The organism is Rhodococcus (subgen. Prescottella) equi (genome assembly GCF_003013675.1).
Classification (GTDB): Bacteria; Actinomycetota; Actinomycetes; order Mycobacteriales; family Mycobacteriaceae; genus Prescottella; species Prescottella equi.
The window spans coordinates 41,393-68,363 of record NZ_CP027795.1; the positions used below are offsets into that span (position 1 = coordinate 41,393).

The 26,971-nt window shown below is 66.4% G+C and carries 23 protein-coding genes; 13 read left to right on the forward strand and 10 right to left on the reverse strand.

Features of this window, described 5'->3' with window-relative positions; translation table 11 throughout:
• Positions 1-31: 31 nt before the first annotated feature.
• From C7H75_RS25370 to C7H75_RS25385, 4 genes are read right to left on the reverse strand one after another with little or no spacing between them, the layout of a single operon-like run.
• Entirely contained in the window at positions 32-469 is a 438-nt protein-coding gene (locus C7H75_RS25370) for a Zn-ribbon domain-containing OB-fold protein (protein ID WP_106852240.1), read from the reverse strand.
• Positions 466-1,641: a thiolase C-terminal domain-containing protein gene (locus C7H75_RS25375; protein WP_159026040.1), complete on the reverse strand. Its 1,176-nt coding sequence runs from the start codon at positions 1,639-1,641 to the stop codon at positions 466-468. Before C7H75_RS25375 ends, C7H75_RS25370 begins: the two co-directional genes overlap by 4 nt.
• A 10-nt stretch (positions 1,642-1,651) precedes the next feature.
• Positions 1,652-3,184 (reverse strand): class I adenylate-forming enzyme family protein, encoded by a 1,533-nt coding sequence (locus C7H75_RS25380; protein WP_231814319.1) that lies wholly within the window; start codon positions 3,182-3,184, stop codon positions 1,652-1,654.
• Positions 3,181-3,573, reverse strand: a complete 393-nt coding sequence (locus C7H75_RS25385; RefSeq protein WP_106852243.1) for a VOC family protein — start codon at positions 3,571-3,573, stop codon at positions 3,181-3,183. Before C7H75_RS25385 ends, C7H75_RS25380 begins: the two co-directional genes overlap by 4 nt.
• 153 nt (positions 3,574-3,726) lie before the next feature.
• On the opposite strand from C7H75_RS25385, the gene C7H75_RS25390 reads away from it, so the two are divergent.
• From C7H75_RS25390 to C7H75_RS25425, 8 genes are all read left to right on the forward strand, one after another.
• Complete coding sequence (locus C7H75_RS25390; protein WP_106852244.1) at positions 3,727-4,557, forward strand: class II aldolase/adducin family protein; 831 nt, start codon at positions 3,727-3,729, stop codon at positions 4,555-4,557.
• Between the two features lie 18 nt (positions 4,558-4,575).
• Entirely contained in the window at positions 4,576-5,478 is a 903-nt protein-coding gene (locus C7H75_RS25395) for a VOC family protein (RefSeq protein WP_106852245.1), read from the forward strand.
• A complete protein-coding gene (locus tag C7H75_RS25400; protein ID WP_159026041.1) occupies positions 5,475-6,416 on the forward strand; it encodes an NAD(P)-dependent oxidoreductase in 942 nt (313 codons plus the stop codon). The genes C7H75_RS25395 and C7H75_RS25400 overlap by 4 nt, the downstream gene beginning before the upstream one ends.
• Before the next feature lie 17 nt (positions 6,417-6,433).
• Positions 6,434-7,657 carry a cytochrome P450 gene (locus tag C7H75_RS25405; RefSeq protein ID WP_159026042.1) on the forward strand — a complete coding sequence of 408 codons (1,224 nt, stop codon included), beginning with the start codon at positions 6,434-6,436 and terminating at the stop codon, positions 7,655-7,657.
• Positions 7,658-7,734: 77 nt separating this feature from the next.
• Complete coding sequence (locus C7H75_RS25410) at positions 7,735-8,883, forward strand: acetyl-CoA C-acetyltransferase (RefSeq protein WP_106852248.1); 1,149 nt, start codon at positions 7,735-7,737, stop codon at positions 8,881-8,883.
• Between the two features lie 29 nt (positions 8,884-8,912).
• Positions 8,913-9,815 carry an SDR family NAD(P)-dependent oxidoreductase gene (locus C7H75_RS25415; RefSeq protein WP_106852249.1) on the forward strand — a complete coding sequence of 301 codons (903 nt, stop codon included), beginning with the start codon at positions 8,913-8,915 and terminating at the stop codon, positions 9,813-9,815.
• A gap of 31 nt (positions 9,816-9,846) precedes the next feature.
• Positions 9,847-10,656 (forward strand): enoyl-CoA hydratase/isomerase family protein, encoded by an 810-nt coding sequence (locus C7H75_RS25420; RefSeq protein WP_159026043.1) that lies wholly within the window; start codon positions 9,847-9,849, stop codon positions 10,654-10,656.
• 8 nt (positions 10,657-10,664) lie between these two features.
• Positions 10,665-11,624 carry a PDR/VanB family oxidoreductase gene (locus C7H75_RS25425; protein ID WP_106852251.1) on the forward strand — a complete coding sequence of 320 codons (960 nt, stop codon included), beginning with the start codon at positions 10,665-10,667 and terminating at the stop codon, positions 11,622-11,624.
• 669 nt (positions 11,625-12,293) lie between these two features.
• On the opposite strand, the gene C7H75_RS25430 is transcribed toward C7H75_RS25425, so the two are convergent.
• Complete coding sequence (locus C7H75_RS25430; RefSeq protein ID WP_106852252.1) at positions 12,294-12,662, reverse strand: hypothetical protein; 369 nt, start codon at positions 12,660-12,662, stop codon at positions 12,294-12,296.
• 49 nt (positions 12,663-12,711) lie between these two features.
• Positions 12,712-13,185: a helix-turn-helix domain-containing protein gene (locus C7H75_RS25435; protein WP_175280080.1), complete on the reverse strand. Its 474-nt coding sequence runs from the start codon at positions 13,183-13,185 to the stop codon at positions 12,712-12,714.
• A 263-nt stretch (positions 13,186-13,448) separates the two neighbouring features.
• Here C7H75_RS25435 and C7H75_RS25440 point away from each other — a divergent pair, with 263 nt between their 5' ends.
• A complete protein-coding gene (locus tag C7H75_RS25440) occupies positions 13,449-14,009 on the forward strand; it encodes a recombinase family protein (RefSeq protein WP_012532622.1) in 561 nt (186 codons plus the stop codon).
• 118 nt (positions 14,010-14,127) lie between these two features.
• On the opposite strand, the gene C7H75_RS25445 is transcribed toward C7H75_RS25440, so the two are convergent.
• The 4 genes from C7H75_RS25445 to C7H75_RS25460 form a co-directional block, all read right to left on the reverse strand.
• On the reverse strand, positions 14,128-14,934 hold the full coding sequence (locus C7H75_RS25445; protein ID WP_159026044.1) for a hypothetical protein: 807 nt from the start codon (positions 14,932-14,934) through the stop codon (positions 14,128-14,130).
• 521 nt (positions 14,935-15,455) lie between these two features.
• Positions 15,456-15,785 (reverse strand): hypothetical protein, encoded by a 330-nt coding sequence (locus C7H75_RS25840; RefSeq protein WP_159026045.1) that lies wholly within the window; start codon positions 15,783-15,785, stop codon positions 15,456-15,458.
• Positions 15,786-15,836: 51 nt separating this feature from the next.
• A complete protein-coding gene (locus C7H75_RS25455; RefSeq protein WP_317047819.1) occupies positions 15,837-16,106 on the reverse strand; it encodes a WhiB family transcriptional regulator in 270 nt (89 codons plus the stop codon).
• A 25-nt stretch (positions 16,107-16,131) separates the two neighbouring features.
• Positions 16,132-16,569 (reverse strand): hypothetical protein, encoded by a 438-nt coding sequence (locus C7H75_RS25460; RefSeq protein WP_106852256.1) that lies wholly within the window; start codon positions 16,567-16,569, stop codon positions 16,132-16,134.
• A gap of 125 nt (positions 16,570-16,694) precedes the next feature.
• Here C7H75_RS25460 and C7H75_RS25845 point away from each other — a divergent pair, with 125 nt between their 5' ends.
• The 4 genes from C7H75_RS25845 (at position 16,695) to C7H75_RS25475 (ending at position 26,953) form a co-directional block, all read left to right on the forward strand.
• A complete protein-coding gene (locus C7H75_RS25845; protein WP_157664924.1) occupies positions 16,695-16,871 on the forward strand; it encodes a hypothetical protein in 177 nt (58 codons plus the stop codon).
• A 49-nt stretch (positions 16,872-16,920) separates the two neighbouring features.
• On the forward strand, positions 16,921-17,109 hold the full coding sequence (locus C7H75_RS25465) for a hypothetical protein (protein ID WP_175280081.1): 189 nt from the start codon (positions 16,921-16,923) through the stop codon (positions 17,107-17,109).
• 200 nt (positions 17,110-17,309) lie between these two features.
• Positions 17,310-17,954 (forward strand): hypothetical protein, encoded by a 645-nt coding sequence (locus C7H75_RS25470; protein WP_106852258.1) that lies wholly within the window; start codon positions 17,310-17,312, stop codon positions 17,952-17,954.
• Between the two features lie 95 nt (positions 17,955-18,049).
• The gene (locus C7H75_RS25475; protein WP_233281937.1) at positions 18,050-26,953 is read left to right on the forward strand and encodes a helicase-like domain-containing protein; all 8,904 of its coding nucleotides are present in this window, start codon (positions 18,050-18,052) and stop codon (positions 26,951-26,953) included.
• Positions 26,954-26,971: the final 18 nt, after the last annotated feature.

The window sequence follows — 26,971 nt, forward strand, 5'->3', positions numbered from 1 at the left end:
GGCTTCTCCTGTTGTCTTGTTGGTGCACCGCTCACGCGGTGGGTTCGTCGCGGCTGTCTGCCTGGCTGGGTCGCCGGATCCGGAACCGCGGCAGCGTGTGCTGGTCGTCGATCCGGTCGAAGAAGACCTCGACGGGGTCACCGATGGCCACCGATTCGGCGGGCTCGTCGAGGTCGGTCACCATGCGGACGGATTCGTCGAGTTCGACGGTCGCGACCACGTAGGGCACGCGGTCCGCCCAGCTCGGGTGGAACGCCTGGTGGGTGACGGTGAAGCTGTGGATCACCCCCCGGCCGGCGATCTCGCGCCAGTTCCACTCGGCGCTCAGGCAGCGCGGGCAGCGCTGCTGCGGATAGTGGCGCAGCACGCCGCATGCTTCGCAGCGCTGGATCACCAGCCGGCTCTGCCGGGCGGCGGCCCAGAATCCGTCGGTGAGCTCCGACGGCTCGGGCAGCGGTCCGCGGTTCACGACGTCCCCTTCCGCAGGATGAGGACCGACCCCTCGTGGAAGTCGCCCTCATTGGTGACCAGGGCCGTCTCGCAGCTGGTGACCTGCCGCTGCGGTTCGACCGAGCGCCGAAGTTGCCTCGTTGCCTCGATCACGTGATTCATCCCGGACACGTGGGCCTCGGAGAGCAGTCCGCCGTGGGTGTTGACCGGCAACTGTCCGCCGAGGCCGATCCGGCCGTCGGCGACGAACGGACCGGACTCACCGCGCCCGCAGAATCCCAGTGCCTCGAGACTCGCGAGGACGAACCACGTGAAGCCGTCGTACAACTGGGCACAGTCGATCTCGTCGGGTCCGATACCGGCCATCGCGAACGCCCGACGGCCGGCGAAGTGCATGCCTTCGACGAACGTGAGGTCCGGCTTCTGGGTGATCGACGTGGGCGGCGATCCATGACCCTCGCCGACACCGCTGATCAGCACCGGCTCGCGGCGCAGGTCGGCCGCGCGCTCGGCACTCGTGATGACGATCGCAGCCGCGCCGTCGGTTTCGAGGGAGCAGTCGAGCAGGTGGAACGGGGTGGTGATCATCCGTGAGGACTGGTGGTCCGCGAGCGTCATCGGCCGACTGTGCATGTACGCGTTCGGGTTGAGGTTGGCGTGTGCGCGGCACGTGAGGGCGACGTGACCAAAATGCTCACTGGTGGTGCCGTATTCGTGCATGTGCCGCTGCGCGGACTGCGCGAACCACTGCGCGGCGACGAGACTGCCGTACGGCTTTTCGAACTCATTCACGGCCGCCAGTACCGGCATGGGCCGCACACTCGTCGTCGAGACCCGCTGCTCGCTGTATCCCCGTCGTCCCGCGACCACCAGCACACACGTCGCGACGCCGGTGGCGATCGCCATGCAGGCGCTCTGGATCGCCGAGATGACGCTGGCGCCGCCGGTGTGGATGGTCGAGGTGAACGCGAGATCCTCGAGGCCGAGGTTGAGGATGAACTCCTCGGCAATCCGATCCGACATGTCGTTCGGCATCACCGCATCGACGTCCGCCGTGGTCAGACCCGCATCCCCCAGCGCGGCCGTTGCTGCCTCGAGTTGCAGCTCAAGTGTCGACGCGGACGTTCCCCGCGTGTAGCGCGTGTGCCCGACCCCGACGATCGCGCACCGATCTCTCAAAGTAATTGCCACAGTGCATCCTTCATTGCGCCAAACGTGCGGTAAAGCGCTCGCGCAGATCCTTTTTGAGCACCTTCCCGGCCGAATTGCGAGGCAACAGGTCGACCACCTCAAGCTGCTCAGGGATCTTCTGCCGCATCAACCCGGCAGCGATGCAGTGCTCGGCGATGTCCGGCAGCGAGACCCGTTCTCCCTCGACGACGCGGACCACCGCGCACACCCGTTCGCCGCGCTCGTCGTCGGGCAGGCCTATGACCGCGACCTCGTCGATGCTCGGATGGGTGTAGAGCACGTCCTCGAGTTCGGTAGCGCTGATGTTCTCGCCCTTGCGGATCACGATGTCCTTGAGCCGGCCCGTGATGTGGAGATAGCCGTCCGTGTCGAACTGCCCGATATCACCGGTGCGATACCACCCGTCGGCATCCAGACCGGACGTCGGCCCACCAAGATAGCCGGTGAAGACGGCTTCTCCGCGTATGCGTATCTCCCCGTCGATCCCCGCACCGACCGGCCCACTGGCCCCGAGCACGTCGACCTCAACGTACTGCGCGGGTCGTCCGACCGTGTCCGACAAGCGGTCGTCTGTGTCCTCGGGGTGGTTCATGGCCACGATGCAGCACTCGGTCATGCCGTAGCCGTGCGCGCAGCCGGCACCGCCGATCTCGTCGCGCACCTGTCGATGCATCGCTGGCGGCATGGGAGCGCCGCCGCCGGTCATGAACCGCAGAGCGGGAAGGATCAGCCCGCCGGGACTGTGTCGTTGCTCGGCGAGGAAGGCCGCGTAGAACGCGGGCCCGCCGCCGGCGACGGTGACCTCGTTGCGCCGGAACGACGCGGTCGTCGCGGCCGGATCGAACGTTTGGCTGAGCGCCAGGGAAAATCCGCATTGGAGCGCGGCCGCGAGGTTGTTCGCCCCGCCGATATGCGTGATCGGGAAGGCGATGCCGTACCGGTCGTCCGGGCGCAACCCCTGAGCTAGGCAGAAGGCCGCTCCGCCGGCCATGATCGAGCGGTCGGTGTGCATCACGATCTTCGGGGCCGAGGTGGTGCCGGACGTCGGGAACAGCCACGTCACCTGCTCGCTCGACGCCTCGGGCGGCGGCAGGGTCGCCGGGTCGCCGACCGGTAGATCATTGTCGCAGAACACTGTTCGAATCCCGGGGTTGTCTTGCAGCACCCGCTCGGACAGTGCGTGGTAGTCGGTGCCCTTCCACAGGGAGGGCAGCACCCACACCTGCGCGCCAGAGCGTTCGAGCAGCCGCGACAGTTCGGCCTCCCGATAGATCGGCAGGAGCGGCAGCTGCCGGGCGCCGAGCCTCGAGACCGCGCCCATGAGCACCATGGATTCGATCCACGTCGGCAGCTGCCAGGCGAGGGTGTCACCGGCGCCGAACCCGAGATCCCGCAGTCCGGCGGCGGTGCGCAGCGCCTCGTCGCGGTACTCCGCGAACGTCATGGCGCGCTCGAAGTCGTCCACCAGGAAGACGTGCCGCGGCGTCGCGGCGGCACGCGCCTCGATCAGCTTCCAGATGGTTGCGGCCCGGAGCAAGGTCACAGCGATGCCTCCATGACCTCAATGACATTGCCGTCAGGATCACGCACGACCGCGGACCGCAGGCCGGGACGCACATCGAGCGGGCCGTTCACGACAACCCCGCCCGCACGCGTACACCGCACCGCCGCCGCGTCGAGATCGTCGACCCACAGCGCGAAGTACTGCAGCCCTGCCCGGTCCCAGAACTGTTCGCGGGCCGGCTCCGGAGCGGCGGGAGGATCGGCCGGAACCATGATTTTCACCATCGCGTCCCCCCGGCCAAGCCGGTGGACGACTCCCACCGTGAACGGGCGTGCTTCAAGCACGTCCAACGCGAACGTGTCGCGGTAGAAGTCGACCAGGTCATCGCGCTCGGAGATCAGGCCGATTTCGACCCTGTGAACGGACATTGAAACCTCTCTGGTTGTGCGGCAAAGCAGTACACAGCGATAGACGTTGAAATCAAGGTGTTGCCTACGTCACAAGAGAAGGTTACGATACGAGCCGTAGCGTTGCAATAGCCCGGATCGACCGATTCCCGTCACTCACCGTGGAGGATCTCTATGCCTGCCCAACCCATCGTCTCGACCCGCGAACGCGAGGCGACCGCGGAGACGATGTCCCGGATCGCCCCGCCCACGTTCACCGACCTCGCCGAGGAACGCCGGCATCGCAAGGAGCGGTTGGCGGCCGGCTTCCGGGTGCTGGCCAAGCTCGGCCTGACGACGGGTATCGCCGGACACATCACCGTGCGCGATCCCGAACACCTGGATCATTTCTGGGTCAACCCGCTGTCAGTTCCGTTCAGTAAGATGCGGGTGTCCGATCTACTGCTCGTCGACCGCAGCGGCGCCGTCGTCGAGGGCGACAAAATGGTGAACGCTGCGGCGTTCGCGATCCACTCCCGGATCCACCATCACAATCCTGGGGTCGTCGCCGCGTGTCACTCGCATTCCCCCTGGGGCCGACCGTGGTCGGCGACCGGACGGCTGATCGATCCCACCAGCCAGGACGCGTGCTCGTTCTACGAGTCCCAGCGCATCGTCGAGGGTTTCGAGGGCGTCGTGTTCGACCTCGGTGTGGGCGACCGGATCGGCGAAGCCTTTGCCGAGCAGACACCCGCCGCGTCCGGCGTCAACACCGTCATCCACGAGAACCATGGCCACATCACCGTCGGCGAGACCGTCGACGAGGCCGTCTTCTGGTTCCTGCTCTTCGACCAGGTGTGCCAGTCCCAGATGCGCCTCGAAGCCACCGGGCGGCCCTACAAGGTGATCAACCACGAGATGGCGCGCCACACCAACCAGCAGGCCGGTTCCGCGTATGCCGGCTGGCTCGGCTTCCAGGGCTACTTCACCGAAATCACTCTCGAGCAGCCCGACCTGTTCGACTGACCTCACGGGAGAAACGACATGAACCTTCGTGGCATCGGATACATCGGACTCAACGTCCCCAGCCGGCAGGAATGGGACGAATTCGCCACGGCCGTCGTGGGATTAGAGCAGGTTACCCGTCCGGCCGGCGACGGCGACGCATCCTACTTCAAGGCTGACAATCGCAGCTGGCGCATCGCGACGCGAGAGTGCGCCACCCCCGGCATCGGCTTCATCGGCTTCGAGGTGGGCGACCGCGCGAGGTTCGACGATGCGGTCAGCGCACTCGAGACCGCCGGCGCCGCACCGAAGGCGGCGACTGAACGCGAGCTCGCCGAACGCGGTGTGCAGAATATGGCCTGGTTCGAAGACCCCGCCGGAACCCGGCTGGAGGTCTTCTGGGGCCCGACCGTCGACGGCGCCTTCCGCTCCCCACTGGGCGAGCCGGGCTTCGTCACAGAAGGTGGCCTGGGCCACGCGGTACTGATGGTGCAGGACCTGCCCGCGTCCCTCGAGTTCTACACGTCCGTGCTGGGCATGCGCACCTCGGACTTCATGAACTTCGGTCCGAACATGGCGATTCACTTCCTGCGGTGCACCCCGCGCCATCACAGCATCGCGCTCAGCGCGGTCGGCCCGGTCTCGGGCACCCACCACATCGCCCTCGAGGTCACGGATGTCGACCAGGTGGGTGCGGCATTCGACCGCGCAACCGCAGCCGGGCTGGCCATCACCGCTTCGCTCGGCCGGCACAAGAACGACCGCATGCTCTCGTTCTACATGCGCAGCCCCGCAGGCTTCGAGGTCGAGATCGGATGCGACCCTGTCCTCGTCGACGAGGACACCTGGATCACCAACGAGTTCACCGGCGGCGACGACTGGGGCCACCACGGGCTCACCAGCGAATCACTCGCGGAGTCGGTCGCAGGCAACGCGCCATGACCACACCCCGCATTCTCAGTCATCTCGGGGATCTACCCCTGATGCGGAAAATGCTCGCCGACAACGGCATCGATGCTGAGATCGTCCCGGTTCCGCAGCAGGGTCCACTCGCCGACGACGTGGAAGGCGAGGTGCTGCTCACGCTGATGCAGGGGACGCCGAACCTGCCCGAGGTTCTCGGCAGGGGCGTGCGGTGGGTCCACACCGTCGGCACCGGCGTAGACGACTTCCCAACCAACCTACTCGGCGACCGGAAACTCACTATTAGCCGGGGGGCCACGTCGGTCCCGATCGCGGAATGGGTGATGGCACAGATCCTCACCGCCGAGAAGCGGTTGCCCGAGTCGTGGGTTCACGAGCCACCCGCACAGTGGGGCGGCCCCGAACTGGGCGGAATCCAAGGCGCCACGATCTCGATCCTCGGATTCGGTGCCACCGGAACCGCACTGGCAACGCGCGCGCTGGCGTTCGGCGCCCAGGTCAAGGCGCTACGACGCAGTGACACCCCGAGCCCGGTTCCGGGCGTGGCTCTCGTCCGGAGTCTTGAGGAGCTGCTAGCCGACGCCGACCACGTCGTGCTCGCCGCGCCCCTCACCGAGGCCACCCGCGGCATCGTGGACGCACGGTTTCTGTCGCTGATGAAACCCGACGCCCACCTGATCAACGTCGCCCGCGCCGGGCTGATCGTCGAGCGCGACCTTGAGAACGCGCTCGACGAGGAGCAGATTGCATTGGCGTCCATCGATGTTGCTCCGATGGAACCCTTACCGGCTGGCCACTGGCTGTACCGGCACCCCCAAGTGCGCTTCAGTCCCCACGCCTCCTGGAACGGGCGGGGGGTGTGGGAATCGATCCTGCGGTCCTTCGCCGACAACGTCGCGCGATGGACCAGCGACCAACCCCTCGACAATCTCGTCGATCTCCTTCACGGCTACTGACGACAAGGACGACCGCCATGACCTCCCCCACCACAGACACCGCAGGAACGACCATCGACTACGACCCCTTCGCGCCGGAGGCGATGGTCGACCCCCGACCGGTCTACGAAAAACTCCGCGCCGCCGGACCCCTGCACTACCTCCCGCAGTACAACGCCTGGGCACTCGCCAGCTTCGAAGCCGTCTGGCGGGCGGCGAGGGATCTCAAAAACTTCTCCACCGAGAACCGCGGCATGCCGCCGATCAACTCGTTGCTCGACGAACCCAGCTTCCCCAACTTCACCCAGGCCGACGCACGCGCGCACGCTGCTGCGCGCCGACTGCTCCAACCCGCCTACAAGCAGGCCGCCGCGGACCAGGACGCCGCGAACATGCGCAGCCTGGCCCAGGAGGTCCTCACCCCGCTCCTCGCGGGCGGCGACGGGACGATGGACGTCTTCCGCGACTACGCCAGCCGCGTAGCCGCCCGCTTCGCCGGCCACAAGGTGGGTCTACCCGAGGCCGACGCGGAACGGATCCGGCACCGCGCCGAGCAACTCTTCACCCGCGAACACGGGCAGCGCGGCACCTCCCAGGCCAACGCCGAGGCAGGTGGCGAGGTCTTCGGCTACCTGCAGAACCTGGTCGCCGAAGCACGGCAGGATCCGTCCACCGCCCACGGCGACCTTGCGGTCATGCTCAGCGGCACGGTCCAGGGCCGAGCACTTACCGACGAGGAGATCCTGGGCAACCTGCTCACGCTGATCGTCACCGGCTCGGAAACCACCGAAATCAGCGTCGCCGCGACCCTGTACTACCTCGCGCAACATCCCGAGCAGCTCGCCGCCGTGCGCGCCGACAAGAGCCTGATCCAGAACGCCTTCATGGAGGCCGTCCGCTTCGACCATCCCACCGACATCATGTGCCGGGAGGTGGTCAGCGAGGTCGAGATCTGCGGCCAGACGCTGCTTCCCGGCCAGCAGGTGATCATGATGTGGGGTTCGGCGAGTCGAGACGAAGCCGAGTTCCCGAACGCCGACGTCTTCGATATCCATCGGACCTACAGTCGGCACCTGTTGTTCGGGCATGGCCAGCACAAGTGTCTCGGTGAGAGCACCGCACTTCGGCTCGGCACGATCATGCTGGAAGAGTTCTTGGACGCCATCGACTCCTATGAAGTCGACTGGGACGGCTGCCGCCGCAAGTACGCCGAGTTCGTCCAGGGATTCAACTCCGTACCCATCCGGTTCACCACGGCCTGAACGCGCTCACCGGGGTGGCAGGCCGGAAATATCGCCGACCACCTCGGGGCCATCCACATCGATTCCAGAAGGACGCAATGCAAGAGGCATACATCGTCGACGCCATCCGAACGCCCATCACCCGCACCGGCGGGGAGCTGGCGGGGGTCCACGCGGCCGACCTGGGCGCGCACGTACTGAAGAACCTGATCGATCGGGCCGACATCGACTCGGCGGCCGTGGACGACGTCGTCTTCGGCTGCCTCAACACAATCGGCTCGCAAGCTTTCAACATCGCCCGCACGTCGTGGCTCGCGGCCGGACTGTCCGAGGAGGTGCCGGGAGTCACGATCGACCGGCAGTGCGGATCCTCGCAGCAGGCTGTGCAATTCGCGGCGCAGGGCATCTTGTCGGGTACCGCGGACCTGGTCATCGCCGGCGGCGTCCAGAACATGAGTACCGTACCGATCTCGTCGGCCGGGCGCGTCGACCCCGCGTTCGGCGAGCCGTTCCTCGGTTCCGTCGGCTGGACGGAGCGGTACGGCCGCGTCCAGCCGTCGCAGTTCACTGCGGCGGAACAGATCGCGCAGAAGTGGTCGATCACCCGCGCGGATATGGAAGACTTCGCCCTGACGAGCCACCGCCGCGCGGTGCACGCCATCGACGAGGGCCGCTTCGAACGCGAAATCATGCCGCTGGGAAGCGCTTCCGCTGACAGCTGCCCACGTCGCGACACCTCGCTCGAGAAGATGGCCGCGCTGCGCTCAATCTCCCCGGATGGACTCATCACCGCGGGATTGGCAAGCCAGAACTGCGACGGCGCCGCGGCCGTGTTGCTCGCGTCCGAGCGTGCGGTGCGCGAGCACAACCTCCGCCCGCGCGCACGGATCCACCACATCTCCTGCCGGGGCTCGGATCCCCGGCTGATCCTCACCGCTCCGATCCCCGCCACGCAGCGCGCCTTGGCGCGCACCGGACTCGGAATCGAGGACATCGACCTGTTCGAAGCCAACGAGGCCTTCGCATCGGTCGTGCTCGCCTGGGAGAAGGAACTCGGCATCGATCACGCGAAGGTCAATGTCAACGGTGGCGCCATCGCGCTGGGACACCCGCTCGGTGCAACCGGTGCCCGACTGCTGACCACACTGCTGCACGAACTCGAACGCACCGGCAGGCGCTTCGGCCTCCAGACAATGTGCGAGGGCGGCGGCCTGGCCAACGTCACCATCATCGAACGTCTCGCCTGACCGCGCCCCCACGAACGACAGGAGTAGACATGAGCAACTTCCTCCAGGACAAGGTCGTCGCCGTCACCGGCGCCGGCCAAGGTATTGGGCGCGCAATTGCGCTGGCGTGCGCCGCCGAGGGCGCCAAGGTGATCGTCAATGACTACGGCGTGAGCATCGACGGCGCCAACCCGACCAGCGAAGTCGCGGACCGGGTGGTCCGCGAGATCCGTGAGGCCGGCGGGACCGCCGTGGCCGTCGCCGACACGGTTACGACGATGGAGGGCGGCGAGCGCATCGTGCAGACCGCACTCGACGAGTTCGGTCGACTCGACGGCCTCGTGTGTGTGGCTGGGATCTTGCGGGAACGCATGCTGTTCAACATGTCCGAGCAGGAATGGGACCCCGTCGTGGAAACACACTTGAAGGGCACGTTCACAGTTTTTCGTGCCGCGTCTGCGGTCATGCGCAAACAGGGTGGCGGCCGCCTGATCGGGTTCACCTCCGGGGCCTTCGCCGGCAGCATCTCGCAGGCGAACTACAGCGCCGCCAAGGGCGGCGTCGTCTCACTTGTCCGCAGTGCGGCCCTCGGGCTCCACAAGTACGGCGTGACCGCGAACGCCATCGCGCCGGTCGCGAACACCCGCATGTCGGCCGGCATACCGTTCGACGTCGACGAGATCGGCGAACCCGAAGACATCGCACCAATGGTCATCTACCTCCTGTCCGAGCGAGCAGCAGACGTTACCGGCCAGGTGTACACCGTTGCCGGACCGAAGATCGCCCTGTGGGCACAGCCCCGTGAGGTCCGCGCCGCATACGCCGAGGCGTGGACGCCAGAGCAGATTGCCGCGCGCTTCGCCGGAAGCATCGGCCAGGACCGCATGCCCATGCTCGACCGCCTCGATGAAATCGCCTCTGCGGCAGCGAACACCAGCCGAAACGCGTCCTAAAGACCCGACCGACAGCAAACACGGATCATCTATGACCACTGAAATCCAACGCTCCGATTCCGACGGCGTCGCGGTCATCCGGTTCAACCGGCCCGAACTGGGAAACGCCTTCACTGACAGCCAAATTTCGAGCCTCGAGAGCGCGCTCAGGGAGATAGCAGCGGATGCGTCCGTGCGCGTCCTGGTGCTTACCGGTAACGGACGCCATTTCAACGTTGGCGGAATAGGGCCTCCCGATGACTACGCCCCCGCCGAGTGGGAACGGTCACCCGACGCGCACCGCCAGCAGGTCGACGGGGCGGTGCGCGTGATACGGCATCTCCATCGCATGCCGAAGATCACGATCGCAGCAGTCAACGGCGGCTGCGCCGGAGCAGGTCTGGCCCTGGCGCTTGCCGCGGATCTCCGCTTCGCCGCCACCCGAGCACGATTCAACACAGCGTTCCTCGACCACGGAGTTCCCGGAGAACTGGGTGCCATCTGGTTCGCGACCCGTCTGCTCGGTCCCGCACGCACCCGGGAGATATTCCTGATGCCCGGCAGAATCGACGCCGTGGCCGCCGAACGCATCGGCCTCGTTAACAGGGTCATTGATACGAATGATCTTCTGCCACAAGTTCTGGCGATCGCAGAACGCATCGCGGCAGCACGCCCGGAATCGCTGCGAGCGATGAAGGCGAACCTCAACGACGCGCTCTCCGCCGCGCTCGACGATTACCTCGAACGAGAAACCGACCGCATGATCGCCGCCGCGTGGACGGCCACCACACAGTCCCGTCGCCGCCTCGGAGACGGCCTGGCCGCCACCGAACAACCCTCGCCCGGAACATTGCCGAACTGAGAACGAAGATGACCATGATCCCGGATTCCGACCTCCTCCTCCACCTACGCAGCCGACGCATTTGCGCCGACGGCGTCATCGAGCTCGAACTCGTCGATCCCCGAGGCGATGCTCTCCCCGCCTGGGCACCCGGCGCGCACATCGATCTCGTCCTGCGCGACGGCCTCACCCGCCAGTACTCACTTTGCGGCGATCCCGCCAACCGCACCGCCTGGCACATCGCGGTGCTGCTGGACCCCGCGGGCCGCGGCGGATCCCAGCACGTGCACGAGCACCTCATCGAAGGCGCCACCGTCAGGGTTCGCGGTCCGCGAAACCACTTCGCACTGCGACCCGCGGAGCATTACCTCTTCATCGCGGGCGGTATCGGGATCACTCCCCTGTTACCCATGGTGGCCGCGGTGCACGCCGCCGGAGCCGACTGGACAATGTTCTACGGCGGACGGACCAGGGCATCGATGGCCTACGCCGAGCACCTCGTGGAGCGGTATGGGACGCGGGTGACCCTGGTGCCGCAAGACGAACAGGGACTGCTCGACCTCGACTCCATTCTGGCACGACCTCGGCCCGGAACCGAGATGTACTGCTGCGGCCCGGCGACCCTGCTCGACGCCGTCCGGACGCGGTGCACGAATTGGCTACCGGATCGAATCCACACCGAGAGCTTCACCCCGCTCGCCGATGAAATGGCCGGCGATGACGTCGACTTCGAGATCGAGATCGCCTCCGACGGAAGCGTGCTCACGGTTCCGGCCAACCAGTCGATCCTCGATGTGTTGCTGAATAGAGGAATCGACGTCCTGTCCTCGTGCGGAGAAGGCACCTGCGGCAGCTGCGAGACACCGGTGCTGTCCGGCGTCATCGACCATCGCGACACCGTCCTCGAACCGAGCGAACGGGCCGCGAACGACCGCCTGATGATCTGTGTGTCGCGTGCCGCCTGTCAGCGTCTCGTACTGGACTTGTGAAGGCCGAGGAAGGCACAGCCGCTGGACCCCAACGAAGTTATAACCACACCCGGAGCTCTGTTACACAGGAGGTTTCGACGACCGAAACCGGTGACAAGGAGTCTGGGAAGTCGCTACAGCATCACCGGTGAAACCGAGATGCGGCGCAAGGGCCTGGCCTGCCGTCGGGGGAGGCCAGGCCTCTCGGGCGGCTCGAGGCCCTACTGGGTACTCAGTATCTGATGCCCACGCGACGGTGGCGCCTTCGAGTCGGTAGGTATGGTGATCGACCAGATGCTGGCCGGAGTCACGCCACCGCTGCTCGCGTTCGGTCAGTGTCTGTTGCCAGCGCAGGCGCGCTCTCTACTCGGCGCGTCGGTACCAGTCGACTCCATGCGGTCGCAGACACAGTCACCGTGTCGATGCCGCGGACCATAAGTGACATGGTCGTGGGGCTGTGCTCAGCAGTCCGAATCCTGTGCAGGCCCATGAAGCGACTCTGCGGCAGTGCCAAAGTTGACGACAGGCTGGGGTCAGCGGTCGATATGGAAGTCTCGTGTCACAGTGGCTCGCCTCCGCGTGAGCTGCGAACATCGACCACCGAACAAATATGCGGGGCACGGCCACGCCGCCGCCGAGGGAATATCAGTCCAGTCGGCCTTCGGCTACCTATTTACTGTCGGTGATGGGTCATTCGGTTTCGATGAGGAGTCGTTCGCGGTCGTACTGGACGGATCGCTCGATGGCCGCCCGCGCTGCATCCTCTGATCCCCAGACGTACGACAGGAACGCAGAGCTCAGGCTCCGACGTTCCGCCGCGCGCTCGTCACGCACCGTCGCGTACTCCATGTAGGGCCGGCGGGCGTTCTGGTTCACCGTTCGCTTGCTCATCCCGAGCAGCTTCGCTGTCTCGGACTGGCTGAGACCGCTCAGGAGGGCGTCCTTCACCAGGGCCGGCCCGACGACGTTGTCCTCGAGGAAACGTAGGTGCTCGACGAGGTGGCGGGCGTCGCGGCGGCGTTGGGCGAGGTCGGCGCGGGCCGGTTGGTCTCCACTCATGAACGCAGTATTGCGGTACCCAGCGGGAACCGCAATACCCGAGCTCCGGTCAGTGCTTTTTCCGTCCCGGTGTCGGAGGGTTCCGGGTGTCCGTCGGCGGGATGTCTTCGGCCTCGTGTTGCGCGCGCATCTGCTCGAGCCAGTCGGCGGGATGCGTGTCAGCAAAGTGGAAGGGGAGACGTTCGCGGTCGTACTCCCGGCAAACGGCGACGGCCTCGTCCGCGGCTTCCTTGGATCCCCAGACGTAGGTGAGAAAGTCGATCATCAGTGGGACCTGGCGCTGGATGACGTCGTCGTCGCGGCCGCGGGGTGGTGTCGGATACCACGGCCGCCGAGCTAGTTCGTTGACGCGAGACTTGCTCATCCCCAAGGCTTTCGCGATCTCCCTCTGGGAGTGGCCGCGGAGAAGCGCCGCCTTGACGGCAGTCTGATCGACGTGAGAGTTCCCTAGGTCGCGAAAAATCGTCACGAGCTGCTGCGCATCTGTGCGCCTGGCGGCCATGTTCGTCAGAGACAAGTCCATGCCCCGAGTATTGCGGTACGCACTCCGTACCGCAATACCTCGGCGCCGACTTCCGGAGCCTCGTGATGCCAACATCGCGCACGCGGTTCTGGTCCCTCAGCGGTCGGTCGCGGCCTCTGTTCGGAAAACGGTCGTTTTCCGAACATGGGGCAATCCGAACACCGCGATGCGAACCACCTGGGCCGGATTTGTCCGGAAACTCATGTCGAAAACCTTGACGTCGAAAAGTCGTCTGTCGGTGAGTTATGGAACAGTCTTGCCCCGTGAGCGAACTTTTGGGCTACGCGAGGGTCTCGACCGCGGAGCAGACTCTCGACCTGCAGAGCGACGCGCTCAGCGTCGCGGGCTGTTCGCGGATCTGGACCGACGTCGCGAGCGGCGCGACGACCAGCCGCCCGGAACTCGACAGCCTGTTCTCACATCTGCGCGAGGGTGACACCCTGGTGGTGTGGCGGCTCGACAGGTTGGGTCGGAACCTTCCGCACCTGCTGCAGACGATCACCGACCTCGAAGAGAAGGGCGTCGGCTTCCGGTCGCTGACCGAGGCGATCGACACCACCACCGCCGGCGGCAAACTCATCTTCAACATCTTCGGTGCGCTCGCGAGCTTCGAGCGAGACCTGATTCGGGAACGGACCGCCGCCGGTCTCGCCGCGGCCCGCGCCCGGGGCAAGGTCGGCGGCCGCCCTCGGAAGATGACTGACAGTCGAATCAGACAGGCCCGAAAGATGCGTGAGGGCGGCATGTCTCAGACCGAGATCGCCGAGGTCCTCGGTGTCGGACGCACCACTCTGTATCAGTACCTCGGCCCTCAGAAGCGCTGAACGCGAGCCGAGTCGGCAGGGAACCTACGCACGACGCTCAGGGGATCGGGTGTCAGCGGTCGACTGCAGCCGCCGGCGAGACGAGGCCTCGCACCCGTCTCGTGTTCGAAGGCTGATCCTATCCGGACACGGACTCTCCAGTATCGCTGGATGATTCGTCGATACCAACAGTCCACTCTTTCACGATGACTGTTGGCTGGGAGGTCGTGTCCTCGGTGGACGTGAGCACGTTGATCGCTTCCTCTGCCGCCGCCGGAAGTGCAAGCATCCCGGTGGCGACAGTGGTCACGGCACCCACCGCTGCGAGAACGCTCTTGAACCGTTCCACCCACGACCTAGTTTTGGGATCGCTGGTGCGTTCACGCAGAACCATCCCAGTGGTCACATACGCCCCGACGGTCTGGTCGACCGCGTCTCTGAGAGCCGCAGCCCCTCGCAGAGCGAACTCGCGCAGTGCACGAAGGATTCGATCGAGGTGATCGAGCATAAATGATCGCAAATCGGCTGGAAGACTATCGGCTTGGAGAAGTTCTTCGTGGAGCGCCTGAGTCTGTTCGCGCAGACTCTCAATGGTGCTTGGGTCGATCCGCGGCTCGAACTTGGCCCTGCTCAGCAGAACGCCACAGGCTTCGAGGTGAACCAAATGTTCACCCGAGTATTGCTGCTTCACCCCTTGAATTGCCGAGGTGAACGCCCAAGCCTGGTTCAGGGCATTTGTCACCGCCGGCCGCCATTGGAACAGCCAATCGAGGTCGTCGTGCTCGGGATCTGCTGCCTCACTGACACCGCTCACCACCAGATCAGGGAGACTGAGCAGGTTCGCAAAGTCTCGGGCAAGTTCGGCGTCGTCTCGACTTCCAAGCACCGACTTGAACACCACGTTCGTGGCCTCACCATCTCGATGTCCTCGGACCTGTCGCAACACGTGCGCCAGTCTGGCTGCGGGGTTGTTCATAGGAGGCACGGAGGGGATTGTGCCACCTGCGCGGAACTCCGCGGCTGCACCGGACCACTCGCCGCGTTAGCTGTCTGCGAGCGCGGCCCGGATCATCGCTGCCCCGCCCGCAGGTCTTCAGCTGTGCGTCATCCACCGTCGTTGCTGCGAGCGCCGCATCCGCGACCTGTGCCACCACTGATGACATCGGCGGCGTCGGACGCACCACCCTGTATCAGTAGCTCGGACCGCTGCGCCCGCTCGTAGAGCGGCAACGCGCCAAGGAGCAGCGGTGATGTCAGTGTCCTGCGTTACCGTATCTGGCAGCGGCGAGGAGTGGGCCGCTGCCCGACATGACCAGGTTCCGGGGGCCGTCAGCTTCCCGGGCCGGATCCGAGGGGGTGGTCCCTCGGATTCTCGGGAGCAGGCCCACTCATCGGTGGGACCGGCGGGAACGCCGATCGTGGACTCGTCAACGGCCAGTTCCAGCACCGACTTCAGAAGGAAGCATCTCAGTGAATCGGGGTGTAAGTAACGCGTTCATGGAGTACGAAGCCGAGTGCCAGAAGCTCGAGACTCGGAGTCCGCTCCTCAAGTACCTTCTCGGGGCCTGGGCCATAGCCATACTGGCGTGGTTGTTTCAGCTGATCGCCCGTGACGCCGGTCTCGACGGCGCGAAGGTGCCAGCGCAAATCTTGGTCATCCTCTCGCTGATCCTGGTTGTTGGCGTTGGGGTCGCGATCTGTGTCGAGAGGATTCGCACCCATCGCCGCTGTAAGCAGTTGGAAAAGGCTGCCTTCGCCGTCGAGGAAGACCCCCACGCGTAGCGCGTCGACGAACATGTCGATGCACCGAAAAGGCCGGGCTTGCTGTTGCAAGCCCGGCCTCGGTGTTTAGGCGGCTGTCGAGCCTTGCCGGCGCATTCGTGATCGTTCGGTGGGTGTGGTCCCGCCCCAGATTCCGAACCGCTCCGGTTTACGTACGGCGTGGTCTCGGCACGGTGTGCGTACCGGGCAGGTCATGCAAATCCTAACGGCCTGCGCTGATTTCGCTCTCTCCCGGGTCTCGGGAAAGAACAGGTCTGGATTCGTCCTGCACAGACCACCGGCGTGCCAGCTCTGCTCAGCGTTGTCCCCCACTGTCCCGACTTCCCTTTCGTTCACGCGTGCTCCCCCACGAAGACGCTCGTCAGTATGTCAACAGCGCTACGAGCTGCCAGATCGCCCGCGCCGTGCCGACGGCGTCCTGGTGAACGACCAGTCGATCGGCGGCGATAGTCCATCCCGATCCGCACTGCCTCATTGCCCGGACGTACTCGCCGGCCGGGGTGTTGACGACCGTAAACAGTAGGTCGTGGCCGCCGCCGAAGCACCACCGCAGATCGCCGTCGTCGAGCGCGACGGTCTCGTCGAGCCCGTCGACGTCCGCATCGGAGTCGAGGAGCCGGTACTCGCTGCGCGCCAGCATCACCAGCGACTCCCGGTGCAGCTCCCCCAGTGGTCTGTGTACGGCGATTCCCTCCCCCAGATCCAGGGAGTGAACGGGGCCGAGTTCGAAGTCGAGATCCAGCTCCTCGCCGTTGCCCCCGTGCAAGCGCATGAACATGCTTTCCGTCGTCGTTTCCATCCCCATTCCTTCCCCTACCTGCATCTTTGCAGTCGGTCCGAGTCGCCCTCATTGCAAACTGCAATATTGCTGTTTACACTGCGACCGTACCTGATCGATCTGACAAACTCGAGGGGGCGGAGGAAATGGCCGACGAGATGTACAAGCTCGCGTGGCAGATGCGTAGCGAAGGCGCCGGATGGAAGGTTGTCGCCGAGGAGCTGGGCTGCGCGGTGGACGTCGCGAAACTGATGGTGGCCCAGTACGAAAGCGATACGGACGAACGAGCTGCGCGAGATCAGTTCGCGCTCTTCGATATCTGACAACAACCCGGCGGTGTGTGCCTAACACCCGCCAGGGCAGGGGAATTCAATGACAGTGCTACTCATCTTCAACGCGCTCGCATCGTTGAGCGCGATCGTCTGCGCGCAGCGGTCCTACCGCCGCCACGGCGTCGCCGGCCGAGCCCTGGTGGCCGGTCTCGGGGGGCTTTTCATTCTCCCGTTGGTCGTCGTTCTGGCGGTCGCTGTGGCCGCTCCACGAACATCGCGTATCGGTTAGAGGGGAGCGCTCGCGAAAAGCTCTATAACCGCAGGTCACGGGCTGTTTTTGTGCGCCCGAATCGGGTAAAATCGTCCTCGATAACGTCCCCGAAACGGGGGGGGAGCTACGCCCGAGATCGGGCGCAGTCGAGGAGGTCGTTGTGGCACGCGAGGACGTCGGTCAAGGCGCGTTCGAGTTCGAAGGATCGGGAGGACAGGATGGCACCGCAGGACGAGGAGTTCCTGACACAGGTCGAGGGGATCGACCTGTTCATAGCCGAGGAGACGCGGCGGATTCTGACCGAGTGGGTCGGGATCGACCCGGAGCTGACGCCGGAGGCCGCGCAGGAGCAGATCAATCGGGAGGCGCTGCGGCTGCAGAAGCTGACCGAGGAGGCAGTAGAGGACTTCGAGCGGGCAACGCCGCCGACGACGGATTCGACGTACTGGGACGCGGTGCAGACCAAGGAGTCGGCATGGCGGGCAGCGCGGGAGACGGTCCTCGAACAGGAGCTGTACCCGCAGGTGACGCCCGAAATGCGGGCGGAGAGAGCGGAGCTCGACGCACAGATCGAACGCGAGATCGAGACGCAGCAGGACGCGGCCCGGAAGAAGCAGGATCCGGACCGGTGGCGGAGCCTGAACGTGCGGCCGATGCCGGCAGCGGAGCGGGTCGTCGAGCGGGTGTGGCTGGGGAAGGGACCCCGGTTTCGCAGTCTGGCCCGAGCGCTGGTCGCGCAGCGGATCGAGGACGATCAGCCGGTGCCGATGACTGGACGCGACCCGATCGCCGACGAGCTGGCGCAGATGATCGACGACGAGATTCAGCGAACCCCGGAGATCGACCCAGAGCTGCCGTTCTAGCCCAGGCCGAATGGTCGCAGGTCCGTGACGAACTCGTCGGGATCGAGCTGCAGGGCGAGTTCCTGGCCAAGAAGCTCGCCTCCGTCAACGTCGCCTTGGCGAAGGCCCAGGACCGAGGGCTGGCCGCCGGTATCGAGGTGAACAGCCGGCGAGCCGCGGCCATTACCAGCGAGATCACACAGCTTCGAGCTCAGTGGCGACAGCTCTCCGCGCGAGAAGGGCTGCTGCGCAACGAGGTGCAAGCCCTCGGCATCGAACCCGAAGCGGTGCCGAAGCGGACCGTCCGTGAGGTCGCAGCGGCCCGCGAGACGTGGCGTGACCATCCGGCGACGGATGCTCAAATCCGAAAGCTCGAAGAGCTATCCCGCGAGGTCGACACGCCGTTCGATGTCGACCCGAACATCACCAAGGGCCAAGCCCACGATGCAATCTCGGGCATCCTGTCCGGGACCATCACCCAGGTCCAGTTCCGGGACCGCCCGGCGGGCCCGATGTTCATCGAGGCGGCCGAGCCGCGCCCGGAAGCGACCCAGCCCTCACCTCAGCCCGAGATCGAATCCGCGGGGGTGGAGCAGCCGGTTCTCACGCCGCGGCCGGTCGTGGACCCGGTCGCGGAGGTTGAGCGACGGTTGATGGAGCGGCTGGCGGCGCAGGATCCCGATGCCGACGCCGCGGTAGGTGCGCAGGCCAACACCGCCGATCAGTTCCTCGACTGGGCGACCGGCCATTTCAAGGTGAAGGCGCAGGTCGCGCTGGCCGACTTGATGAGCGAACGCGACACGCTGACCGACGAGATGTTCGTCGTGTGCCGCACGATCCTCGCGGATCCCAAACGGTGGAGCGAGTTCGGCCACCGAGCAGCGGAGGCGTACTGGGAGGCGCACCGCGACGAACCGATCCAGCATCCGACGACGACGGCCGTCACCGACGCGATCGTCGAGGCACGCGCGAGTGAGGACCGCGCCGTCGACGAGGGCTATCTGGACACAGCCCAGGGTGTTCTCGCTGACGTCGTGGCCGGGGGTGCGTCGCCCGAGGAGCGCGCCGAGCAGGTCGAAGCCATCCAGGACGCCCTCGATTTCGGTGCCGGCCCGGAGCTCGACGACTGGTGGGCACGTGGCCGCGCCGCGTTCGACGCAGCCATGCCGATGGATCTGCCGGCACCGGAGACCGATCCGGGCCTGGCGGCCGCGCTCGGGAAGCTGCGTAGCCGCCGTGCCCGGGAAGAGCTGACGAACCAGTGGTTCGCCGGCGCCCGGCAGGGGCAGCGCGAAGCGACGGCGGATGATCGCGCGGCGCTGCTCACAGAGGCAGCGCATGACCCGCGCGTGATCGCCGAGGTCGGCGGCCGCACGACGGACTACCTGCCGTCCTTCCAGCCACACACGACCGCGACCCGGAACGTGGTCACCGAGTTGGCCAGGGACGGATCACCGTTGCGGCAGGCCGCCGCGCAGCTGATCCTGCGCGAGCATGACCTGCCGACCGAGTTCTACGAGGCGTCACACAGCGAGTGGCAGCGGGCGCATGGCCACGAGCTGACCTGGGACGAGACCACCCGGCAGGAGTGGACGTCGTGGATGCAGATGCAGCTGCGCCGCGATCCGCTGATCGGATCGTGGGCCGGGTATCCGATGGCCACGCGCACCTACCTCATCGAGACAGGCATCGAGACGGCGTTCGCCGTCCTCGCCGAGGAACGTCCCGACCTGGTCGAGGCGACGGCGTCCATCCCGGCATCGCGCCTCGCGGCCGAACTGCGCGGCGACATCATCCCGAACCTGTACGCCGGCGAGGATGCAGAGGCCGGGCGCACAGCGCACCTGTTCAAGAACGCGAACGGTAGCGAACTCACGCTGCGTAGCTTCGAGAACTCGACGCTGCGACCGTCCCCCGTCCGCGGCTGGGACTTCACCCTCAACGGCGGCGGAACGTCGACGACCTGCGGCCGCGATCCCCGCGTCGCCGTCGGAGCGATACTCGACGCCCGCAGCCTGCCCATCCCGGAGTGGATCGAACGCGTCTACCGTCCGTATGCGCAGGCCCGGGAGACGGTCCTGAACACGGCGGTCCTCTACGAGCGTGGCCACGAGTTCTATCACGCGGCCGCCCGCAGTGATCTGCTGTGGAAGTACGACGATCGAGGCAACGCCGCAGCCTCGTCCGACCTGGTCACCGCCGCGCGTGAGTCGATCATCGAGGACCTGCGCCGCACCCTGCCCGAGGAGGTCGCGCTACTCGAGGCCACCGGCATCGACCTGGACTGGACCCTGCGGACCGACGTCGACAACCAGGTCATGCGCGACCTACGCACCGCGGGAACAGATTCCTACGGCGTCGACACCGGCGACATCAGCGCCGGACCGGCCGGGTCGATCTACGTCGGCGACCCGAACGGAACCCACGTCGTCGTCAACCGCCGCTGGGCGCAGGGCTTCACCAGCCAGGTCATCACGATCGACGACCAGGTGTACGCCGGCGTCGACACCATCCGCGACGCGATCGCCGAAGCACGAGCTCAGCTGGCGCGCAGCCCGCAGCGCACCGAGCCCACGGTCGAGACCGGCAGCAGCAATGCTCCTGCCCGCGACGAGCGAATCGTCGACGTCGAGGCCGAGGAGGCCGACCCGTCCCCGCCGCGAGTCGTAGCGCCCGTCGTCGACGACACGGGCGCGATCACCTTCGACGAGGTCGACACCGACCAGGAACCCATCATCGCCACCGGTGGCCAGGGCCAAGAGTGGGTCCTGGCAGACCATCTCGTCGTCGACCACATCGGCCCCGCCACCGGACCGCCGGCCGAGGTCGACACGGCGACCGCCGCCGACGTCGTCGAGGAGTTCACCGCCGCATCCGGTGAGCTGATCGTCCCCGACACCGAGTTCGGCGAGCCGATCAGCAGCCCCCTGTGGCGCACCGGCGACCTGGTCAAGGTCCGCAAGGAATCCGGCGGCTACGCGTGGATCTCCCCCGCCACCGCAGCCCGCTACGCCTCCGAGAACGCCCCCGAAGCCGAGCCCGAAGCCCCGACTCAGCCGGAGGCCGCAGCGGCGGCCGAAACTGCCGAACCAGCAGTCGAGCAGCAGGAACCTCGTGCAGGCCCGCAGTCGGTGCCGGCCACCGACTTCGCCCTCGGTACCGACGTCCACGTCCCGTCGGGAGCGAAGGCCCGCGTGCGAGCGAACATCGCGGCCGCACGCCTGGTGCTCGAACTCGACGAGCAACAGCGCCCCGCCACGGCCGAGGAACAGGCCGTACTCGCCCAATGGTCGGGCTGGGGTGCGGTCCCCGAAGTCTTCGACAACCGATCGAAGTTCCTCTCCGAGTGGGCCGATGAGCGCGCCGCGCTCCTCGATCTACTCGGCGAGAAGGGTTTCTCGCAGGCCCGCGAGACCACCCTCAACGCGCACTACACCGATCCGGCGATCGTCGGGGAGCTGTGGCGGGCGGTGCAGCGAGCAGGCCTACCCGACGGTGCGCTCCTCGTCGAGCCCGGCTGCGGGGCCGGCCACTTCGTCGGCACCGCGCCCGCCGGGGTGAACATGGTCGGCGTCGAGATCGAGCCGATCAGCGCCAAGATCGCGCACTACCTCTATCCGTCCCAGCAGATCCGCAACCACGGCTTCGAGCGCGCGTTCGCCACCGACAACACCTTCACCGGCGCCATCGGCAACGTGCCGTTCGGACGATGGGCACCGGTCGACCCGATCCACAACGCGGCCGGTCTGACGATCCACAACGCGTTCATCGCGAAGTCGTTGGCGCTCACCGCACCCGGCGGCTACGTCGCGGTCGTGACCAGCAAGTTCACCTCCGACGCCAAACGAGGCGACCAACGCGCCCAGATCGCCGCCAAGGGTGACCTCGTCGGCGCCGTGCGCCTACCGACCGGGGCATTCGATCGGCAGGCCGGCACCCCCGTCGTCACCGACGTCCTGGTGTTCCGCCGCCGCGAGGACGACGCCCAGCCGACCCAGGACACGGTCGAATGGGCGCTGCCCGCCCGCCAGATCGCGGTCACGGACGCCAAGACCGGTGAAGCCGAGACCTACTGGATCAACTCCCACTTCCAGAAGCACCCGGAGCGGGTCCTCGGCAGACTCGCGGTCGGCAACGGCCAGCACGGCAACCAAACCCTGATCGTGCAGCCGGACACCGCGACGCCGCTCGCCGAGCAGCTCCGCGGACAGCTCGACCCGATCATCGACCAGGCCGTCGAGCAGGGACTCGGATTCACCGCCGCAGCACCGAATCCAGCGGACGTCGAGGTGCACACCGCGCCAGGACTGCGCACCGGGGCCGACCTCGACTCGTCCGAGGTCCTGCCGGGCACGATGCGGTTCAACGAGGTCGACAGCCGGTTCGAGCAGTTCACCGTCGGTCGAGGATGGAGCGAGGTCAACTGCCGCGGCAAGGACCTGGCCGAGCAGTGGAAGAAGCTCATCGCTCTCGGCGAGACCGTCATGGAGCTGTCCGAGGCCAGCCGGGACGCCGCCAGCACTGTCGCCGACCGGGACGTCATCCGCGGCCGCCTCAACGGCCTCTACGACGACTACACCCGCCGATGGGGCCCGCTCAACCGATTCAAGCTGACCGCCCCCAAGCCTCTGACCGAGGAGAAGATCGCCGATCGGCTCGACAAGGCGATCACGAAATGGCGGGAGAAGGTCGGTCGCGCCGAGGCGATCGCCGACGGAATCGACCCAGAAGACGCCGTCCCCTACACCGGGTCCATCCCCGACGATGTCCTCGAAGAGATGCAGGAGAAGGCGGCCGAGGAACCGAAGCCGCAGAAGAACCAGCATCACCTGCAGGGCGCGATCGCCCGGGATCCCCGTCTGGGCATGGTTCTGGCGATCGAGGACTTCCAGTCCCGGTTCGACGGCACCGACGCCGTGGCCACCAAGTCCGCGATCTTCACCGAGGACACCACTCCGTTCAAGGAGAGAGCGCAGTCGGCGGCCGACATCGACGAGGCCCTGGCCATCTCGTTCGACGAGCTCGGACACATCTCGCCGGCACGCATGGCCGAGCTGCTCGACCTGTCCGTCGACGAGGTCCTCGACCGGGCGGACGGGCGGATCTACCCGTCCCTGCAGGCCTCCGACCAGTGGGAGCTGGCGACCGTCGCCCTCTCCGGCCAGGTGCGCAGCAAGTTGGCGATCGCCCGGATCCGCGCCACCGACGACCCGCGACGCTACTCCGGACTGGTCACCGCCCTCGAGGGAGTCATCCCACCGGAGGTGGACCCCACCGACATCGGCGTCCGCCCAGGCGCAACGTGGATCCCGGTCGAGGACTACCGACAGTTCCTCATCGAAGAGTTCGGGCTCAACCCCCGCCGCCTGACCGTCGAGCACGACGAGGTGACCGGCAACTGGAAGATCGCCACCGAACAGTCCAGCCGCCACCAGGTCCACACCGGATACGCCGACAAGTACGGCAACTCCCGACTGACCGGCGTGCAGATGATGGAGCTGATCGCCAACAACAAGCCGGTCCAGGTCAACAAGACCAAGGAGGAGCTCGAGTTCTCCCCGAAGCCGCGGTTCCACGTCAAAATGACCGAGACCGCTCAGTCGGCAGCGAACGCGCTGCAGGAGCGGTTCGAGAAGTGGCTGTGGTCCGACGGCGACCGATACCTGCGGCTGGCGAAGGCGTTCAACGAGAAGCACAACAGCTTCGTCAAACCCGCACACAGCGGGGAGCACAAGAGCTTCCCCGGGCTGAATCCGAAGTACAAGCCGTACGACTACCAGGCGGCCGCGGTGCAGCGGTTCCTCCACGACGAGACGATCCTGCTCGACCACGTCGTCGGCGCCGGCAAGACCGTGACCATCACGACCTCGTGCATGGAGGCCAAGAGGCTCGGACAGATCAACCAGCCCTGGATCGTCGTTCCGAACCACCTGCTCGCGCAATGGTCGGCCGAGGCCCGGGACGCCTACCCGAACGCGAAGATCCTCGTCGCGTCGGAGCTCGACGGCCGCGACGACCGCCAGCGGTTCGTCGGTCAGACCGCCGTCGGCGACTGGGACCTAGTCATCGTGCCGCAGTCCGTGTTCGGCCTCATCGGTATGCGCCGGGAGGCACAGATCGAGTACCTCGAAGGTGAGATCACCGAGCTGCGCATCGCACTCGACGCCGCGAACGAGCGGGGCGCGGAGTTCTCGGTCAAGCAGATCGAGAACGCGATCAAGGGCGCCACCAGCAAGATCGAGAACCTCGTCGCCGCCAAGTCGACCGACGAAGGACTCACGTTCGAACAGTCCGGCGCAGACTTCCTGTTCGTCGACGAGGCGCACGACTACAAGAACCTCACACGCCCGTCGAACAGCACGGACCTGTCCGTCGCCGACGGCAGCCAACGCGCAACCGACCTCGAAATGAAGGCCAAATACCTACGCGAGCAGGCTCACCGCCGCAACGCCGAACGTGGACTGCCGAACGCGCCGGCCAAGGCCATCGCGTTCGCCACCGGCACCCCGATCACGAACTCGCTGTCGGAAATCTGGGTGATGATGAAGTACCTGCGCCCAGACCTGCTCACCGAGGCCGGTCTCGGCCGCATCGACAACTGGGCGGGCACCTTCGCCAAGCCGGTCACCGTCGCGGAAATGAACGCCACCGCCACTCGCCTGCAGATGAAGACCCGCATGGCCGAGTACGCCAACGTCCCACAGCTGGTCGCAATGTACGACCAGTTCCGCGACGTCGTCACCTCCGACCAGATCCCGGTGCGACTGCCCGAGATGGAAGGCGGCGCACCGACGATCGTCGAGTTCGACATGGGACAGGACGCGATCGACGCTGTCGCGGACCTCGACGTGCGGTTGTCGAACATCAACGGCGACCGGATGGACCTCGACAACAGCCTCAAGGTCAGCACCGACGGCCGCAACCTCACCATGCACCCACGCCTGGCGAACCTGCCGGCGCCCGCCCCGGAGAACAGCCGGGTCGAGCACGCCGCCGATCTGATCTGGCAGTGCCATGCCGACAACGCAGACCTGCAGATCCCCGCCGACAAGTACGGCCCCGAGATGACGGGTGTCTTCCAGTTGGTGTTCTGTGACCGCGGAACACCGAAGGCCGGCAGTGGCCCACGCGCCCGCAACGTCTACACCGAGCTGCGTGACGCGCTCGTCGAGCGTGGCATGAAGCCCGAAGAGATCGCCTTCATGCATGACTACGACAACCCGAAGGCGAAGGCGAAACTGGTCGAGGCGTGCGCCGACGGCCGCATCCGCGTGCTCATCACGTCGACGAAGAAGGGCGGCACCGGACTCAACGTCCAGCGCGCCCTCAAGCAGATGGTCAACCTCGACCCCGCGTGGACGGCCGCGGACATGGAGCAACGGATCGGCCGCATCATCCGGCAGGGCAACGTCAACGAGACGGTCAGCGTCGTGAACATGGTTGCCCGCCGTTCCTACGACGCGATGATGTACCAGTACGTCGCTCGCAAGGCGAGTTTCGTGGGCATGATCCGCAAGGCCGACCTGCCGCCGTCGATGGAAGACATCGGCGGAGACCTGGCGGCGTCGTGGGCGCAGTCCAAGGCCGCCGCCACCGGTGACCCGGTGTTCGTCCAACAGGTCGAGGCCGATCAGAGGGTGGCGAACCTCGAAGCCCGCCGCGACGCCGTCCTCAACGCGAACGCCGCACGCAACGCGGCGATCCGGGGCCTGCAGGCGAACATCACCGCCACCGAGAAGCAGATCCCCGAGCTGCGCGGGACGACCGACAAGCTCAACGAGTGGGCGCAGATCGAGGACCGTGCAGCGAAGATGTGGAACTTCCCGACCGGACCGGTCGCCGACGGCGACACCGCCGATCTCGGTGACGCACTCCGTCACGCCCTCATCAACACCACCGGTGAAGTCACCAAGTCCAAGGACGAGGTGCCGTTCGTCGTGCTCAACGGCGTCCCGGTCAAGCTCGCCTACGTCCAGGTCCTCGGCGAGTTCTACATCTCGGTCGGGGGCATGGAGAAGTGGTACGACCGCGATCAGATGAACAACGTCCTCGAACGTGCCAGCACCGCACAGGGAATGCTGGGCACCATTCGGCGTCTCGCCGCGGCCGCCACCGAGCGCATTCCAGCGATGGAGGCACAGCTCGAACGGGACCGCGAGAAGCTCGCTGCAGCGCAGGCCGAACCGGAGCTCGAGTTCACCCAGACCGCTGAACTCGACAATGCCCGGCTCGAAGCCGACGAGCTCCGCCTGGAAGTCAACGCACGCGAGAACTCCCCCGAGGCGCTGCGTCGGGCAGAGACAGAGCGTGAGCGGCGGGCCGCGGACGGGCAGTACGAGCGGTGGACTCTCGACCTCAACCCGACCGAGGCGTGGGCCGAACAGAACGGAATGACCAGGGAAGAACTGATCGCATCCGTGCCGGCGAAGATGGCGGCCGCGCGCCAGGCGTGGGCCGATCAGGCCGAGGCACGCGAGGCCAATCGGAAGGTGCAGCCCTGGGTGGCGACCGACGCCACCGAGGCTGTGTGGCAGTACGGTTTCGACGCCGAGTCGAAGATGCCCGGCGCACGAATCAGCTGGAACGACCGACAGTGGAACTGGGAAGCGTGGGACGGCCAAGGCTCGGTGGACACCGACACCGCCAACACCCGCGGTGAGGCGTTCGGCCGGGCCGCCCGCGCTGCCGGCGAGTTCGCACAGGCGAACGACATCCCGGAACTGGCACTGCGCGAAGCGAGCATCGAACGGCGCCAGCGCCTCGAGGGCGAGGACGCCGTCGTGGAACCGACTGAGCCCGTGGCAGCGGCGGACAGTGCCGTGGTCGAACCGACAGAGCCGATCACCGAGACGTCGATCGACGACAGCATCGCCCGCGGACTCGGCGCCGGCACGAACCTGCGGCCGCTGCGCGACCTGAGTGCCGCCGAGCCGCCGAACGACGTCGGGGCGGCGGCCGAGGAGAACCGTCCAACCGAGAGAGAACTCGACCTCGGCGAGGACGACGGCCGCGCGGTCTGACGCGCCATAAGATCGGAT

What these genes read in the sequence shown, in the direction of transcription:
- C7H75_RS25470 (WP_106852258.1), top strand. Translation starts at nt 17,310, where the DNA reads ATGGCACCGCAGGACGAGGAGTTCCTGACACAGGTCGAGGGGATCGAC.
- C7H75_RS25420 (WP_159026043.1), top strand. Translation starts at nt 9,847, where the DNA reads ATGACCACTGAAATCCAACGCTCCGATTCCGACGGCGTCGCGGTCATC.
- C7H75_RS25405 (WP_159026042.1), top strand. Translation starts at nt 6,434, where the DNA reads ATGACCTCCCCCACCACAGACACCGCAGGAACGACCATCGACTACGAC.
- C7H75_RS25465 (WP_175280081.1), top strand. Translation starts at nt 16,921, where the DNA reads ATGACAGTGCTACTCATCTTCAACGCGCTCGCATCGTTGAGCGCGATC.
- C7H75_RS25410 (WP_106852248.1), top strand. Translation starts at nt 7,735, where the DNA reads ATGCAAGAGGCATACATCGTCGACGCCATCCGAACGCCCATCACCCGC.
- C7H75_RS25845 (WP_157664924.1), top strand. Translation starts at nt 16,695, where the DNA reads ATGGCCGACGAGATGTACAAGCTCGCGTGGCAGATGCGTAGCGAAGGC.
- C7H75_RS25460 (WP_106852256.1), bottom strand. Translation starts at nt 16,569, where the DNA reads ATGGAAACGACGACGGAAAGCATGTTCATGCGCTTGCACGGGGGCAAC.
- C7H75_RS25430 (WP_106852252.1), bottom strand. Translation starts at nt 12,662, where the DNA reads ATGAGTGGAGACCAACCGGCCCGCGCCGACCTCGCCCAACGCCGCCGC.
- C7H75_RS25435 (WP_175280080.1), bottom strand. Translation starts at nt 13,185, where the DNA reads ATGGACTTGTCTCTGACGAACATGGCCGCCAGGCGCACAGATGCGCAG.
- C7H75_RS25400 (WP_159026041.1), top strand. Translation starts at nt 5,475, where the DNA reads ATGACCACACCCCGCATTCTCAGTCATCTCGGGGATCTACCCCTGATG.
- C7H75_RS25390 (WP_106852244.1), top strand. Translation starts at nt 3,727, where the DNA reads ATGCCTGCCCAACCCATCGTCTCGACCCGCGAACGCGAGGCGACCGCG.
- C7H75_RS25395 (WP_106852245.1), top strand. Translation starts at nt 4,576, where the DNA reads ATGAACCTTCGTGGCATCGGATACATCGGACTCAACGTCCCCAGCCGG.
- C7H75_RS25385 (WP_106852243.1), bottom strand. Translation starts at nt 3,573, where the DNA reads ATGTCCGTTCACAGGGTCGAAATCGGCCTGATCTCCGAGCGCGATGAC.
- C7H75_RS25840 (WP_159026045.1), bottom strand. Translation starts at nt 15,785, where the DNA reads ATGTTCGTCGACGCGCTACGCGTGGGGGTCTTCCTCGACGGCGAAGGC.
- C7H75_RS25415 (WP_106852249.1), top strand. Translation starts at nt 8,913, where the DNA reads ATGAGCAACTTCCTCCAGGACAAGGTCGTCGCCGTCACCGGCGCCGGC.
- C7H75_RS25425 (WP_106852251.1), top strand. Translation starts at nt 10,665, where the DNA reads ATGACCATGATCCCGGATTCCGACCTCCTCCTCCACCTACGCAGCCGA.